The organism is Escherichia sp. WS338, assembly GCF_046486405.1.
Lineage (GTDB): Bacteria > Pseudomonadota > Gammaproteobacteria > Enterobacterales > Enterobacteriaceae > Escherichia > Escherichia coli.
The window spans coordinates 91,660-105,350 of record NZ_JBJQLL010000010.1 but is presented as its reverse complement, the minus strand read 5'-3'; the positions used below and the strand labels follow the sequence as shown (position 1 = coordinate 105,350).

Here is a 13,691-nt window from a genome sequence, read left to right as displayed (position 1 = left end):
AGAAACGTTGATGTCGAATTCTTATGACTCCTCCAGTATCAAAGTCCTGAAAGGGCTGGATGCGGTGCGTAAGCGCCCGGGTATGTATATCGGCGACACGGATGACGGCACCGGTCTGCACCACATGGTATTCGAGGTGGTAGATAACGCTATCGACGAAGCGCTCGCGGGTCACTGTAAAGAAATTATCGTCACCATTCACGCCGATAACTCTGTCTCTGTACAGGACGACGGGCGCGGCATTCCGACCGGTATTCACCCGGAAGAGGGCGTATCGGCGGCGGAAGTGATCATGACCGTTCTGCACGCAGGCGGTAAATTTGACGATAACTCCTATAAAGTGTCCGGCGGTCTGCACGGCGTTGGTGTTTCGGTAGTAAACGCCCTGTCGCAAAAACTGGAGCTGGTTATCCAGCGCGAGGGTAAAATTCACCGTCAGATCTACGAACACGGTGTACCGCAGGCCCCGCTGGCGGTTACCGGCGAGACTGAAAAAACCGGCACCATGGTGCGTTTCTGGCCAAGCCTCGAAACCTTCACCAATGTGACCGAGTTCGAATATGAAATTCTGGCGAAACGTCTGCGTGAGTTGTCGTTCCTCAACTCCGGCGTTTCCATTCGTCTGCGCGACAAGCGCGACGGCAAAGAAGACCACTTCCACTATGAAGGCGGCATCAAGGCGTTCGTTGAATATCTGAACAAGAACAAAACGCCGATCCACCCGAATATCTTCTACTTCTCCACCGAGAAAGACGGTATTGGCGTCGAAGTGGCGTTGCAGTGGAACGATGGCTTCCAGGAAAACATCTACTGCTTTACCAACAACATTCCGCAGCGTGACGGCGGTACTCACCTGGCAGGCTTCCGTGCGGCGATGACCCGTACCCTGAACGCCTACATGGACAAAGAAGGCTACAGCAAAAAAGCCAAAGTCAGCGCCACCGGTGACGATGCGCGTGAAGGCCTGATTGCGGTCGTTTCCGTGAAAGTGCCGGACCCGAAATTCTCCTCCCAGACCAAAGACAAACTGGTTTCTTCTGAGGTGAAATCGGCGGTTGAACAGCAGATGAACGAACTGCTGGCGGAATACCTGCTGGAAAACCCAACCGACGCGAAAATCGTGGTTGGCAAAATTATCGATGCTGCCCGTGCCCGTGAAGCTGCGCGTCGCGCGCGTGAAATGACCCGCCGTAAAGGTGCGCTCGACTTAGCGGGCCTGCCGGGCAAACTGGCCGACTGCCAGGAACGCGATCCGGCGCTTTCCGAACTGTACCTGGTGGAAGGGGACTCCGCGGGCGGCTCTGCGAAGCAGGGGCGTAACCGCAAGAACCAGGCGATTCTGCCGCTGAAGGGTAAAATCCTCAACGTCGAGAAAGCGCGCTTCGATAAGATGCTCTCTTCTCAGGAAGTGGCGACGCTGATCACCGCGCTTGGTTGTGGTATCGGTCGTGACGAGTACAACCCGGACAAACTGCGTTATCACAACATCATCATCATGACCGATGCGGACGTCGACGGCTCGCACATTCGTACGCTGCTGTTGACCTTCTTCTATCGTCAGATGCCGGAAATCGTTGAACGCGGTCACGTCTACATCGCTCAGCCGCCGCTGTACAAAGTGAAGAAAGGCAAGCAGGAACAGTACATTAAAGACGACGAAGCGATGGATCAGTACCAGATCTCTATCGCGCTGGACGGCGCAACGCTGCACACCAACGCCAGCGCACCGGCATTGGCTGGCGAAGCGTTAGAGAAACTGGTGTCTGAGTACAACGCGACGCAGAAAATGATCAACCGCATGGAGCGTCGTTATCCGAAAGCAATGCTGAAAGAGCTTATCTATCAGCCGACGCTGACGGAAGCCGACCTCTCTGATGAGCAGACCGTTACCCGCTGGGTGAACGCGCTGGTCAGCGAACTGAACGACAAAGAACAGCACGGCAGCCAGTGGAAGTTTGATGTCCACACCAATGCCGAACAAAACCTGTTCGAGCCGATTGTTCGCGTGCGTACCCACGGTGTGGATACTGACTATCCGCTGGATCACGAATTTATCACTGGCGGCGAATATCGTCGTATCTGCACGCTGGGTGAGAAACTGCGTGGCTTGCTGGAAGAAGATGCATTTATCGAACGTGGCGAACGTCGTCAGCCGGTAGCCAGCTTCGAGCAGGCGCTGGACTGGCTGGTGAAAGAGTCCCGTCGCGGCCTCTCCATCCAGCGTTATAAAGGTCTGGGCGAGATGAACCCGGAACAGCTGTGGGAAACCACCATGGACCCGGAAAGCCGTCGTATGCTGCGCGTTACCGTTAAAGATGCGATTGCTGCCGACCAGTTGTTCACTACGCTTATGGGCGACGCCGTTGAACCGCGCCGTGCGTTTATTGAAGAGAACGCTCTGAAAGCGGCGAATATTGATATTTAATGGCGTTAACAATGCGAGCGTGCCTGATGCGCTACGCTTATCAGGCCTACGAGACTCCTGCAATATATTGAATTTGCATGTTTTTGTAGGCCGGATAAGGCGTTCACGCCGCATCCGGCAAGAAGCTATAAGAAAAGGGCGGAGATCATCTCCGCCCTTTTTATTCCTGCAATCCGCAATTATCATCCCACAGAACTATACTTTTTGAGTCAACACGTAACGCTTTACAGGTGATTATCATGGGCCTTTTTGATGACGTTGTCGGCGCCTTTCTGAAAGGCGATGCGGGGAAATATCAGGCGATTTTAAGTTGGGTTGAGGAGCAGGGCGGCATTCAGGTGCTGCTGGAAAAACTGCAAAGTGGCGGTTTAGGTGCCATTCTCTCAACCTGGCTGAGTAATCAACAGGGCAACCAACCAGTTAGCGGCGAGCAACTGGAATCGGCGCTCGGCACAAATGCAGTGTCCGATCTCGGGCAAAAACTGGGCGTGGATACCAGTACAGCTTCCAGTTTACTGGCAGAACAATTGCCGAAGATTATTGATGCACTCTCACCGCAAGGTGAAGTGTCACCACAAGCCAATAACGATCTGCTTTCCGCAGGCATGGAACTGCTGAAAGGGAAACTCTTCCGCTAAGCAAAAGGGGAGCACGCAACGCGCGTTGCATCCCCCTTTTCCCTCGGGTGTTGTACTGATTTTTGAGCGGAATCGCGTTAGCATGGGTCAGGAACCAATCTACCTGGGGAACTCATGGCTATCAAACTCATTGCTATCGATATGGATGGCACCCTTCTGCTGCCCGATCACACCATTTCACCCGCCGTTAAAAATGCGATTGCCGCAGCTCGCGCCCGTGGCGTGAATGTCGTGCTAACGACGGGTCGCCCTTATGCAGGTGTGCACAATTACCTGAAAGAGCTGCATATGGAACAGCCGGGCGACTACTGCATTACTTATAACGGCGCGCTGGTACAGAAGGCCGCTGATGGTAGCACCGTGGCGCAAACCGCTCTCAGCTATGACGACTACCGTTTCCTGGAAAAACTCTCTCGCGAAGTCGGTTCTCATTTCCACGCCCTGGACCGCACCACGCTGTACACCGCCAATCGTGATATCAGCTACTACACGGTGCATGAATCTTTCGTTGCCACCATTCCGCTGGTGTTCTGCGAAGCGGAGAAAATGGACCCCAATACCCAGTTCCTGAAAGTGATGATGATTGATGAACCTGCCATCCTCGACCAGGCCATCGCGCGTATTCCGCAGGAAGTGAAAGAAAAATACACCGTGCTGAAAAGTGCGCCGTACTTCCTCGAAATCCTCGATAAACGCGTTAACAAAGGTACGGGTGTGAAATCACTGGCCGACGTGTTAGGTATTAAACCGGAAGAAATCATGGCGATTGGCGATCAGGAAAACGACATCGCAATGATTGAATATGCAGGCGTCGGTGTGGCGATGGATAACGCTATTCCTTCGGTGAAAGAAGTGGCGAACTTTGTCACCAAATCCAACCTTGAAGATGGCGTGGCATTTGCTATTGAGAAGTATGTGCTGAATTAATTAGTGAATGGGCAAACGGCATGAATGCGTTTGCCCGCAGCGATTAACAATTTCTGGTCGTGCATAAAATCAGGAACTGGAGTGGTGACGTTACTATATCCAGCGTAAGAGTGACTGGCAGCAGCGCATTAACGAGGCCGCGCGGGACGCCATCTGTTGCTTTGTACTCATAAAATCCCACCGTAAAGGGTTGATGGAAAACCATCACGTTTGAGTAATCCGCTTTTTTATTTTTCTGGTGGATTGAGCCTTTCAAACCGTCCAGCATCCATGTACAACGCCGGGTATCACAAATAAAACCATATTGTGTTGCCAGTGCCTTATCTTCTTCGTTGTTCCAGTCGTAATAGAGCGTAATAGCACCAGAGAAATTCTTATTACTGCTGCTTAAAATAAATTTCGCGTTATCAGAAACGGTGATTCTTTCACCATGGATTGCCGGATCGTTCAGCATTTTAACCACCTCATCGCCGCCGGTGGTCAACAGATAGTCCAACGATTCACCAACAAAAACATAGCCTTTCGTACCGTTACTGTCTTCAGCCAGCGATAAACCCTTAATCGTGTCTGACCGCCATTGCTCGGCATGTGGACGGCTTGCAGTATTGGAAACCAATCCCCAGGTGATACATCCGGTCAACGCAAATGCCAAAGAACACAAACCGGCAGCCTTAAAAAATCCCTTAAAATTCAACTTCATGATTAATCCTTTAAACGAGTAGCTAAGCCGTTGAAAGCATACTCTTCTTTCCCTCCTGTTTAGCGCCTGACATCCCTTTTCAGATTTCTGCCCGACGCATGTCATTTTTTATGTATTGTTCTTTTTGTGATCTAAATTGTAGTACAACAATATAAGTTTGTACTACATTAGGCGCACAGCAAACGCGAACGTCATCACGCTGGTACTACAAAGTTGCCGCGTTATGCATCGATCGGGGTAAAGTAGAGAAGAACATACAGAGCACAAGGACTCTCCATGACTCTCAATAAAACCGATCGCATCGTTATTACGCTGGGTAAACAGATCGTTCACGGCAAATACGTACCAGGCTCTCCACTTCCGGCTGAGGCGGAGCTCTGTGAAGAGTTTGCAACCTCGCGCAACATCATCCGTGAGGTGTTTCGTTCGCTGATGGCGAAGCGGCTGATTGAAATGAAACGTTATCGCGGGGCGTTTGTGGCTCCGCGTAACCAGTGGAATTACCTCGACACTGACGTACTGCAATGGGTGCTGGAAAACGACTATGACCCACGGCTTATCAGTGCAATGAGCGAAGTGCGAAACCTGGTAGAGCCGGCTATTGCCCGTTGGGCAGCAGAGCGCGCGACCTCCAGCGATCTGGCGCAGATTGAATCGGCGCTGAACGAGATGATTGCCAACAATCAGGACCGCGAAGCGTTTAACGAAGCGGATATTCGCTACCACGAGGCGGTGCTGCAGTCGGTGCATAACCCGGTGTTACAGCAACTTAGCATTGCGATCAGTTCGCTGCAGCGGGCGGTTTTTGAACGAACCTGGATGGGCGATGAGGCCAACATGCCGCAAACGCTCCAGGAACATAAGGCGCTGTTCGATGCAATACGGCATCAGGACGGCGATGCGGCAGAGCAGGCGGCGCTTACCATGATCGCCAGCTCGACACGAAGGTTAAAGGAAATCACATGACAGCTCGCTACATCGCAATTGACTGGGGATCGACCAATCTGCGCGCCTGGCTTTATCAGGGCGACCACTGCCTGGACAGCAGGCAATCAGAAGCAGGCGTCACGCGCCTGAACGGAAAATCTCCGGCTGCGGTGTTAGCAGAAGTCACGACCGACTGGCGTGAAGAGAATACGCCAGTGGTGATGGCAGGAATGGTCGGCAGCAATGTCGGCTGGAAAGTTGCACCGTATTTATCTGTTCCTGCCCGTTTTTCGTCTATTGGCGATCAATTAACGTCGGTTGGCGACAATATCTGGATTATTCCCGGATTATGCGTCTCTCATGACGATAACCACAATGTGATGCGCGGCGAAGAAACACAATTGATCGGCGCGCGTGCTCTCGCTCCTTCCTCTCTTTATGTTATGCCCGGTACCCATTGCAAATGGGTGCAGGCCGATAGCCAGCAAATCAACGATTTTCGCACCGTGATGACCGGTGAATTACATCATTTACTGTTAAATCACTCATTGATTGGCGCAGGTTTGCCGCCGCAGGAAAACTCTGCCGATGCCTTCGCGGCTGGTCTTGAGCGTGGCTTTAATGCTCCCGCCATATTGCCGCAGCTTTTTGAAGTTCGCGCCTCGCATGTGCTGGGAACACTTCCCCGCGAACAGGTCAGCGAATTTCTCTCTGGTTTGTTGATTGGCGCAGAGGTTGCCAGTATGCGCGACTATGTGACCCATCAACACGCCATCACCCTTGTCGCCGGAACATCGCTGACCGCGCGCTACCAGCAAGCCTTTCAGGCGATGGGTTGCGACGTGACGGCGGTGGCGGGCGACACGGCATTTCAGGCTGGTATAAGGAGCATCGCTCATGCAGTGGCAAACTAAACTCCCGCTGATCGCCATTTTGCGCGGCATTACGCCCGACGAGGCGCTGGCGCATGTTGGCGCGGTGATTGACGCCGGGTTCGACGCGGTTGAAATCCCGCTGAATTCCCCTCAATGGGAGAAAAGCATTCCCGCCATCGTTGATGCGTATGGCGATAAGGCGTTGATTGGCGCAGGTACGGTACTGAAACCTGAACAGGTCGATGCACTCGCCAGGATGAGCTGCCAGCTCATCGTTACGCCCAATATCCATAGTGAAGTGATCCGCCGTGCGGTGGGCTACGGCATGACCGTTTGCCCCGGCTGCGCGACGGCGACCGAAGCCTTTACCGCGCTCGACGCGGGCGCTCAGGCGCTGAAAATATTTCCGTCATCGGCTTTTGGTCCGCAATACATCAAAGCGTTAAAAGCGGTATTACCACCGGACATCGCAGTCTTTGCCGTTGGCGGCGTGACGCCAGAAAACCTGGCGCAGTGGATAGACGCAGGTTGTGCAGGGGCGGGCTTAGGCAGCGATCTCTATCGCGCCGGGCAGTCCGTAGAACGCACCGCGCAGCAGGCAGCAGCATTTGTTAAGGCGTATCGAGAGGCAGTGCAATGAAAATCACCAAAATTACCACGTATCGTTTACCTCCCCGCTGGATGTTCCTGAAAATTGAAACCGATGAAGGCGTGGTCGGCTGGGGCGAGCCAGTGATTGAAGGCCGCGCCCGCACGGTGGAAGCGGCAGTTCACGAGCTGGGTGACTATTTGATTGGTCAGGATCCATCGCGCATCAATGACTTATGGCAAGTGATGTATCGCGCCGGATTTTATCGTGGCGGTCCAATCCTGATGAGCGCCATCGCCGGGATCGACCAGGCGTTATGGGATATCAAAGGCAAAGTGCTGAATGCGCCGGTCTGGCAACTGATGGGCGGCCTGGTTCGCGACAAAATTAAAGCCTACAGTTGGGTCGGCGGCGATCGTCCGGCGGATGTTATCGACGGCATTAAAACCCTGCGCGAAATCGGCTTCGATACCTTCAAACTGAACGGTTGTGAAGAACTGGGGCTAATTGATAACTCCCGCGCGGTAGATGCGGCAGTCAACACCGTGGCACAAATTCGTGAAGCTTTTGGCAATCAGATTGAGTTTGGTCTTGATTTCCACGGTCGCGTCAGCGCGCCGATGGCGAAAGTGCTGATTAAAGAACTGGAGCCGTATCGCCCGCTGTTTATTGAAGAGCCGGTGCTGGCAGAACAAGCCGAATACTACCCGAAACTGGCGGCACAAACGCATATTCCACTGGCGGCGGGTGAACGCATGTTCTCACGTTTCGATTTTAAACGTGTGCTGGAGGCGGGTGGTATTTCGATTCTGCAACCAGATCTCTCCCACGCGGGCGGTATTACCGAATGCTACAAAATTGCCGGAATGGCAGAAGCCTATGACGTGACCCTTGCGCCGCACTGTCCGCTCGGACCGATTGCACTGGCGGCTTGCCTGCATATCGACTTTGTTTCCTATAACGCCGTACTTCAGGAACAAAGTATGGGCATTCATTACAACAAAGGCGCGGAGTTACTCGACTTTGTGAAAAACAAAGAAGACTTCAGCATGGTCGGCGGTTTCTTTAAACCATTAACGAAACCGGGCTTAGGTGTGGAAATCGACGAAGCTAAAGTTATTGAGTTCAGTAAAAATGCCCCGGACTGGCGTAATCCGCTCTGGCGTCATGAAGATAACAGCGTAGCAGAGTGGTAATTCCTGCCACGTAAGCCCCTCATCGGGCACTAAAACAGCAATACAAAAATATAACCCTCTGTAAATTACAGGGCATGGTGAGCGGCTTCGCTATGCCCAAAATCTGGAGAAAGCTCGCTATGGATATTCCCGTTAATGCAGCAAAGCCGGGGCGTCGGCGTTATCTGACGCTGGTGATGATCTTTATTACGGTGGTCATTTGTTATGTTGACCGCGCTAACCTGGCCGTGGCTTCCGCCCATATTCAGGAAGAGTTCGGTATTACCAAAGCGGAAATGGGCTATGTATTTTCGGCCTTCGCCTGGCTTTATACACTATGTCAGATCCCCGGCGGTTGGTTTTTAGATCGCGTAGGTTCACGCGTGACTTATTTTATTGCGATATTTGGCTGGTCAGTGGCGACTTTATTCCAGGGCTTTGCCACGGGATTGATGTCATTAATTGGTCTGCGCGCAATAACCGGTATTTTCGAAGCGCCCGCTTTCCCGACCAATAACCGGATGGTGACCAGCTGGTTCCCGGAACATGAACGCGCTTCCGCCGTTGGTTTTTATACGTCTGGTCAGTTTGTCGGTCTGGCGTTTTTGACTCCGCTGCTGATCTGGATTCAGGAAATGTTGAGCTGGCACTGGGTGTTCATTGTCACCGGTGGTATCGGCATTATCTGGTCGCTGATTTGGTTTAAGGTTTATCAGCCGCCGCGCCTGACTAAAGGCATCAGCAAAGCTGAACTGGATTACATTCGTGATGGCGGCGGTCTGGTGGATGGTGATGCGCCGGTGAAAAAAGAGGCGCGTCAGCCGTTAACAGCCAAAGACTGGAAACTGGTGTTCCATCGTAAACTGATCGGCGTCTATCTTGGGCAATTTGCGGTGGCTTCTACACTGTGGTTTTTCTTAACCTGGTTCCCGAACTATTTAACCCAGGAAAAAGGAATCACGGCGCTGAAAGCAGGTTTTATGACCACGGTGCCATTCCTCGCGGCGTTTATTGGCGTCCTGCTCTCTGGCTGGGTCGCGGATCTGCTGGTACGTAAGGGCTTTTCACTGGGCTTTGCGCGTAAAACGCCGATTATCTGCGGCTTGCTGATCTCCACCTGCATTATGGGTGCGAACTACACCAACGATCCGATGATGATTATGTGCCTGATGGCGCTGGCATTCTTCGGCAACGGTTTTGCTTCGATAACCTGGTCGCTGGTCTCTTCTCTGGCACCGATGCGCCTGATTGGTTTAACCGGCGGTGTGTTTAACTTTGCCGGTGGTCTGGGCGGCATCACCGTTCCGCTGGTGGTGGGGTACCTTGCGCAGGGTTACGGTTTCGCGCCTGCACTGGTTTATATCTCCGCCGTCGCGTTGATTGGCGCGCTCTCTTACATCCTGCTGGTGGGCGATGTGAAGCGCGTTGGATAATCTTTCAACTGTGGAATATGCGCCACTCCACTGCGCATAATCCACTTTCTTAAAGCCGGTGCGGTCAGGCATCGGCTTTTTACTATCTTGCCGAAGAGTTTTAAACGCAGTTTGCGAGTGGCGCGCCTGTAAGCGGTATTGAGCTTCTCTGGCTGCTTCAGTAATACCGAACGCAGAATCTCTGCGCTATCCAGCGCATAGCTAATCCCCTCCAGCGAGCTGGCGCTGATAAATCCCGCCGCTTCGCCAATCAGAAAGGCGTTGTCCTTGCCGCAGACAAAATCCTGCCAGCGTGAGGGAAACAGCACCGTGCATTTTTCGCTTTTCACCGCCTTACCAAACTGGAACTGAAAGGCACTCATTTTCTCTTTTAGCGTCGTGAAACGCGTCTGACCGTCTTTCATCGGATAGGCACCGCCAAAGATAAAATAACCGTCTTTGCTGATACTCCATGAGTAACAGTCAGTTATCGCATTATCAAAGATGCAGGAGTAGAACGGCACCGGATGTTTCTCTGCGAACCACTGCTGGATGGCGACATATTTACGAATCTGATGATCCGGGTAGAGATGCCGCCGCACCATCGAGTTGGCACCATCGGCACCGACCAGATAGCGGGCGGTAATATGCTGCTCCCAGCCGTCTGCGCGAAAAATGACATGCCATTTATCATCCTCACGCCAGATTTTTCGACACAGGCTGTCGTGGTAAACCTCAACGCTGGCGGGGATCAGCGATTTCATCCACAAGTCGAAAGCATGGCGATTAATATTGATATAGCTTCGCTGGTAGTTACGCGTGAGCGATGCGGCGACGTCGACGGTTTTGACGCTGAAAATCTGCGGGTTGGCGATGACATCGACAGGAAGCGTCAGTCCATCGCGAATAAAAGATCGCTGCGCGTCCGGTGCCAGCAGACCGCCACAAGGTTTGCTGAAACCTTCTGTACCATACTGGTGCTTTTTATCCAGTGCGATCACCTGCATTTTGCCTGCTAACTTTCGCGCCAACGCCGACCCTGCCGGGCCGAGGCCAATAATCGCCACGTCGAAATGTTCCATCTTTTCACTCACATTCATCACGATGGCAAAAGACTATTGTCTGAAAGTGAAGTCCTTGTGAAGTATTATGGCGGGAACCGTTTTGTATCAGGACCGCGCCATGAAACAGATAACCTTTGCTCCTCGTAATCACCTGCTCACCAATACCAATACCTGGACGCCCGACAGCCAGTGGCTGGTGTTTGACGTGCGGCCTTCTGGGGCGTCGTTTACCGGCGAGACCATTGAGCGTGTGAATATCCATACCGGCGAGGTCGAGGTTATCTATCGCGCGTCACAGGGCGCATACGTCGGCGTGGTGACCGTTCATCCGAAGTCAGAGAAGTATGTCTTCATCCACGGCCCGGAAAATCCTGATGAAACATGGTATTACGACTTTCATCATCGGCGCGGAGTGATTGTTGAAAGCGGCAAGGTGAGCAATCTCGATGCAATGGATATTACCGCGCCATATACGCCAGGAGCGCTACGTGGCGGCAGCCATGTACATGTCTTTAGCCCGAACGGTGAAAGGGTGAGCTTTACCTACAACGACCATGTAATGCATGAACTCGATCCGGCGCTGGATTTGCGAAACGTCGGTGTTGCTGCACCGTTTGGCCCGGTCAACGTACAAAAGCAGCATCCGCGTGAATACAGCGGTAGCCACTGGTGCGTGCTGGGCTGGTAAGTAAAACCACGCCCACGCCACAGCCTGGCAGTGATGAAATCAATCGTGCTTATGAAGAAGGATGGGTAGGAAATCACGCGCTGGCGTTTATTGGCGACACACTTTCGGCAAAGGGCGAGAAAGTGCCGGAGCTGTTTATTGTCGAGTTGCCGAAAGATGAAGCTGGCTGGAAAGCGGCAGGTGATGTGCCGTTAAGTGGAACGGAAACAACCCTGCCTGCGCCACCGCGTGGTGTCGTGCAGCGACGTTTAACCTTTACGCACCATCGGGCTTATCCGGGATTAGTCAACGTCCCGCGCCACTGGGTGCGCTGTAATCCGCAGGGTACGCAAATCGCGTTTTTAATGCGTGATGATAACGGCATTGTGCAACTGTGGCTTATCTCGCCACAGGGCGGCGAGCCGCGCCAGTTAACCCATAACAAAACGGATATTCAGTCTGCATTTAACTGGCATCCGTCAGGCGAATGGCTGGGATTTGTGCTGGATAATCGGATTGCTTGTGCCCATGCGCAAAGCGGCGAGGTTGAGTATTTAACCGAAAACCACGCCAATCCACCTTCTGCGGACGCCGTGGTTTTCTCGCCGGATGGTCAATGGTTGGCGTGGATGGAGGACGGTCAGTTGTGGATCACCGAAACTGACCGCTAGCTCTCAGTTTGCAGGCATTTTGGCGGGGGGAATGACGTTATTGGTTTCTTGCGCGTCGGCTTCGCTTTTTTCAACGCGCGAGCGCACTGAGCTGTCTTTGCGGAACACATCCCACGGTAGCAATATTGTGTCCAGTACTGCGGTAAATGGCATGTCGAGTATCGCCAGCGATTTTGTGCCCCAGTTGGTTTCATCGTCGCCAATCATGGTTGCGCTGGCGCGGGTGCCAGGATACGTTCCTTCTTTCCCCCCGGTATGGGACATCACGCTGGAGCATCCTCCGAGTAATGTCATTCCGCTGCATATCATGAACGCTAACAACACATTTCTTATCATAATAAATTCATCTGTTGATCGTGGGTGTTGGCCTGATGAGTTATAGCGATCCCTTGCTGAAAATAACATCATCATTACGTCGCACTGTGGCGGCTATCGCACTTTAACGTTTCGTGCTGCCCCCTCAGTCTATGCAATAGACCATAAACTGCAAAAAAAAGTCCGCTGATAAGGCTTGAAAAGTTCATTTCCAGACCCATTTTTACATCGTAGCCGATGAGGACGCGCCTGATGGGTGTTCTGGCTACCTGACCTGTCCATTGTGGAAGGTCTTAGATTCTCGCTGATTTCAGGAGCTATTGATTATGCGTAACTTTGATTTATCCCCGCTTTACCGTTCTGCTATTGGATTTGACCGTTTGTTTAACCACTTAGAAAACAACCAGAGCCAGAGTAATGGCGGCTACCCTCCGTATAACGTTGAACTGGTAGACGAAAACCATTACCGCATTGCTATCGCTGTGGCTGGTTTTGCTGAGAGCGAACTGGAAATTACCGCCCAGGATAATCTGCTGGTGGTGAAAGGTGCTCACGCCGACGAACAAAAAGAGCGCACCTATCTGTACCAGGGCATCGCTGAACGCAACTTTGAACGCAAATTCCAGTTAGCTGAGAACATTCATGTTCGTGGTGCTAACCTGGTAAATGGTTTGCTGTATATCGATCTCGAACGCGTGATTCCGGAAGCGAAAAAACCGCGCCGTATCGAAATCAACTAATTCCCTAAGGCCGCCTTGCGCGGCCTGACATCTCCATGCTCGCCGTCAGGGAGCATATGCGAATCTTCGGATTTGCAGGTACTTACTCGCTTCTTAGAAGGAGAAATGACTATGCGTAACTTCGATTTATCCCCACTGATGCGTCAATGGATCGGTTTTGACAAACTGGCCAACGCACTGCAAAACGCCGGTGAAAGCCAGAGCTTCCCGCCGTACAACATTGAGAAAAGCGACGATAACCACTACCGCATTACCCTTGCGCTGGCAGGTTTTCGTCAGGAAGATTTAGAGATTCAACTGGAAGGTACGCGCCTGAGCGTAAAAGGCACGCCGGAGCAGCCAAAAGAAGAGAAAAAATGGCTGCATCAAGGGCTTATGAATCAGCCATTTAGCCTGAGCTTTACGCTGGCTGAAAATATGGAAGTCTCTGGTGCAACCTTCGTAAACGGTTTACTGCATATTGATTTAATTCGTAATGAGCCTGAACCCATCGCAGCGCAGCGTATCGCTATCAGCGAACGTCCCGCGTTAAATAGCTAACTAGCTATTCTCTTTGCCCCGCCATT

Annotated in this window: 13 protein-coding genes, 1 pseudogene and 1 other annotated feature; of the genes and pseudogenes, 11 read left to right on the top strand and 3 right to left on the bottom strand. The window is 52.3% G+C overall.

Going from position 1 to position 13,691, the window contains the following annotated elements; genetic code table 11:
- Positions 1–10 precede the first annotated feature (10 nt).
- From gyrB to yidA, 3 genes are all read left to right on the top strand, one after another.
- Positions 11–2,425: a DNA topoisomerase (ATP-hydrolyzing) subunit B gene (gene gyrB, locus ACJHWT_RS11650; protein ID WP_000072059.1), complete on the top strand. Its 2,415-nt coding sequence runs from the start codon at positions 11–13 to the stop codon at positions 2,423–2,425.
- 239 nt (positions 2,426–2,664) lie between these two features.
- The gene (locus tag ACJHWT_RS11645) at positions 2,665–3,063 is read left to right on the top strand and encodes a YidB family protein (protein WP_001318139.1); all 399 of its coding nucleotides are present in this window, start codon (positions 2,665–2,667) and stop codon (positions 3,061–3,063) included.
- Between the two features lie 114 nt (positions 3,064–3,177).
- Positions 3,178–3,990, top strand: coding sequence for a sugar-phosphatase (gene yidA, locus ACJHWT_RS11640; protein WP_000985549.1), 813 nt, complete (start codon positions 3,178–3,180; stop codon positions 3,988–3,990).
- 43 nt (positions 3,991–4,033) lie between these two features.
- On the opposite strand, the gene ACJHWT_RS11635 is transcribed toward yidA, so the two are convergent.
- Positions 4,034–4,690 carry a hypothetical protein gene (locus ACJHWT_RS11635; RefSeq protein WP_000772923.1) on the bottom strand — a complete coding sequence of 219 codons (657 nt, stop codon included), beginning with the start codon at positions 4,688–4,690 and terminating at the stop codon, positions 4,034–4,036.
- A gap of 276 nt (positions 4,691–4,966) precedes the next feature.
- On the opposite strand from ACJHWT_RS11635, the gene dgoR reads away from it, so the two are divergent.
- From dgoR to ACJHWT_RS11610, 5 genes are all read left to right on the top strand, one after another.
- On the top strand, positions 4,967–5,656 hold the full coding sequence (gene dgoR, locus ACJHWT_RS11630; protein ID WP_000174305.1) for a D-galactonate utilization transcriptional regulator DgoR: 690 nt from the start codon (positions 4,967–4,969) through the stop codon (positions 5,654–5,656).
- Positions 5,653–6,531, top strand: a complete 879-nt coding sequence (dgoK, locus tag ACJHWT_RS11625; RefSeq protein WP_000127052.1) for a 2-dehydro-3-deoxygalactonokinase — start codon at positions 5,653–5,655, stop codon at positions 6,529–6,531. Before dgoR ends, dgoK begins: the two co-directional genes overlap by 4 nt.
- Positions 6,515–7,132 carry a 2-dehydro-3-deoxy-6-phosphogalactonate aldolase gene (gene dgoA / locus ACJHWT_RS11620; RefSeq protein WP_001198707.1) on the top strand — a complete coding sequence of 206 codons (618 nt, stop codon included), beginning with the start codon at positions 6,515–6,517 and terminating at the stop codon, positions 7,130–7,132. Before dgoK ends, dgoA begins: the two co-directional genes overlap by 17 nt.
- Entirely contained in the window at positions 7,129–8,277 is a 1,149-nt protein-coding gene (gene dgoD, locus ACJHWT_RS11615; RefSeq protein WP_000705001.1) for a galactonate dehydratase, read from the top strand. The genes dgoA and dgoD overlap by 4 nt, the downstream gene beginning before the upstream one ends.
- A 74-nt stretch (positions 8,278–8,351) precedes the next feature.
- Positions 8,352–9,689 carry an MFS transporter gene (locus ACJHWT_RS11610; RefSeq protein ID WP_000253453.1) on the top strand — a complete coding sequence of 446 codons (1,338 nt, stop codon included), beginning with the start codon at positions 8,352–8,354 and terminating at the stop codon, positions 9,687–9,689.
- On the opposite strand, the gene cbrA is transcribed toward ACJHWT_RS11610, so the two are convergent.
- Complete coding sequence (gene cbrA, locus ACJHWT_RS11605; protein ID WP_001318137.1) at positions 9,650–10,750, bottom strand: colicin M resistance lipid reductase CbrA; 1,101 nt, start codon at positions 10,748–10,750, stop codon at positions 9,650–9,652. The genes ACJHWT_RS11610 and cbrA overlap by 40 nt on opposite strands.
- A 100-nt stretch (positions 10,751–10,850) precedes the next feature.
- Here cbrA and ACJHWT_RS11600 point away from each other — a divergent pair.
- Positions 10,851–12,070 (top strand): annotated as a pseudogene (locus ACJHWT_RS11600) (DUF3748 domain-containing protein).
- A gap of 3 nt (positions 12,071–12,073) precedes the next feature.
- Here the strand turns inward: ACJHWT_RS11600 and ACJHWT_RS11595 are convergent.
- Positions 12,074–12,406, bottom strand: coding sequence for a YceK/YidQ family lipoprotein (locus ACJHWT_RS11595; protein WP_001334468.1), 333 nt, complete (start codon positions 12,404–12,406; stop codon positions 12,074–12,076).
- Positions 12,407–12,645: 239 nt separating this feature from the next.
- Positions 12,646–12,718, top strand: a sequence feature (ROSE (Repression Of Heat Shock gene Expression) occurs in the 5'-region of heat shock genes and acts as an RNA thermometer to modulate expression.).
- On the opposite strand from ACJHWT_RS11595, the gene ibpA reads away from it, so the two are divergent.
- Both ibpA and ibpB read left to right on the top strand, forming a co-directional pair.
- Positions 12,712–13,125, top strand: coding sequence for a small heat shock chaperone IbpA (ibpA, locus tag ACJHWT_RS11590; protein WP_001243437.1), 414 nt, complete (start codon positions 12,712–12,714; stop codon positions 13,123–13,125). It overlaps the preceding feature by 7 nt.
- 111 nt (positions 13,126–13,236) lie before the next feature.
- Positions 13,237–13,665, top strand: a complete 429-nt coding sequence (ibpB, locus tag ACJHWT_RS11585; RefSeq protein WP_001243431.1) for a small heat shock chaperone IbpB — start codon at positions 13,237–13,239, stop codon at positions 13,663–13,665.
- Positions 13,666–13,691 lie beyond the last annotated feature (26 nt).

Bases quoted from the DNA above. Each gene is read 5' to 3' on its own strand.
- ACJHWT_RS11635 (WP_000772923.1), bottom strand. From the start codon at position 4,690: ATGAAGTTGAATTTTAAGGGATTTTTTAAGGCTGCCGGTTTGTGTTCT.
- ibpA (WP_001243437.1), top strand. From the start codon at position 12,712: ATGCGTAACTTTGATTTATCCCCGCTTTACCGTTCTGCTATTGGATTT.
- yidA (WP_000985549.1), top strand. From the start codon at position 3,178: ATGGCTATCAAACTCATTGCTATCGATATGGATGGCACCCTTCTGCTG.
- dgoD (WP_000705001.1), top strand. From the start codon at position 7,129: ATGAAAATCACCAAAATTACCACGTATCGTTTACCTCCCCGCTGGATG.
- dgoR (WP_000174305.1), top strand. From the start codon at position 4,967: ATGACTCTCAATAAAACCGATCGCATCGTTATTACGCTGGGTAAACAG.
- dgoK (WP_000127052.1), top strand. From the start codon at position 5,653: ATGACAGCTCGCTACATCGCAATTGACTGGGGATCGACCAATCTGCGC.
- ACJHWT_RS11610 (WP_000253453.1), top strand. From the start codon at position 8,352: ATGGTGAGCGGCTTCGCTATGCCCAAAATCTGGAGAAAGCTCGCTATG.
- dgoA (WP_001198707.1), top strand. From the start codon at position 6,515: ATGCAGTGGCAAACTAAACTCCCGCTGATCGCCATTTTGCGCGGCATT.
- cbrA (WP_001318137.1), bottom strand. From the start codon at position 10,750: ATGGAACATTTCGACGTGGCGATTATTGGCCTCGGCCCGGCAGGGTCG.
- ACJHWT_RS11595 (WP_001334468.1), bottom strand. From the start codon at position 12,406: ATGATAAGAAATGTGTTGTTAGCGTTCATGATATGCAGCGGAATGACA.
- ACJHWT_RS11645 (WP_001318139.1), top strand. From the start codon at position 2,665: ATGGGCCTTTTTGATGACGTTGTCGGCGCCTTTCTGAAAGGCGATGCG.
- gyrB (WP_000072059.1), top strand. From the start codon at position 11: ATGTCGAATTCTTATGACTCCTCCAGTATCAAAGTCCTGAAAGGGCTG.
- ibpB (WP_001243431.1), top strand. From the start codon at position 13,237: ATGCGTAACTTCGATTTATCCCCACTGATGCGTCAATGGATCGGTTTT.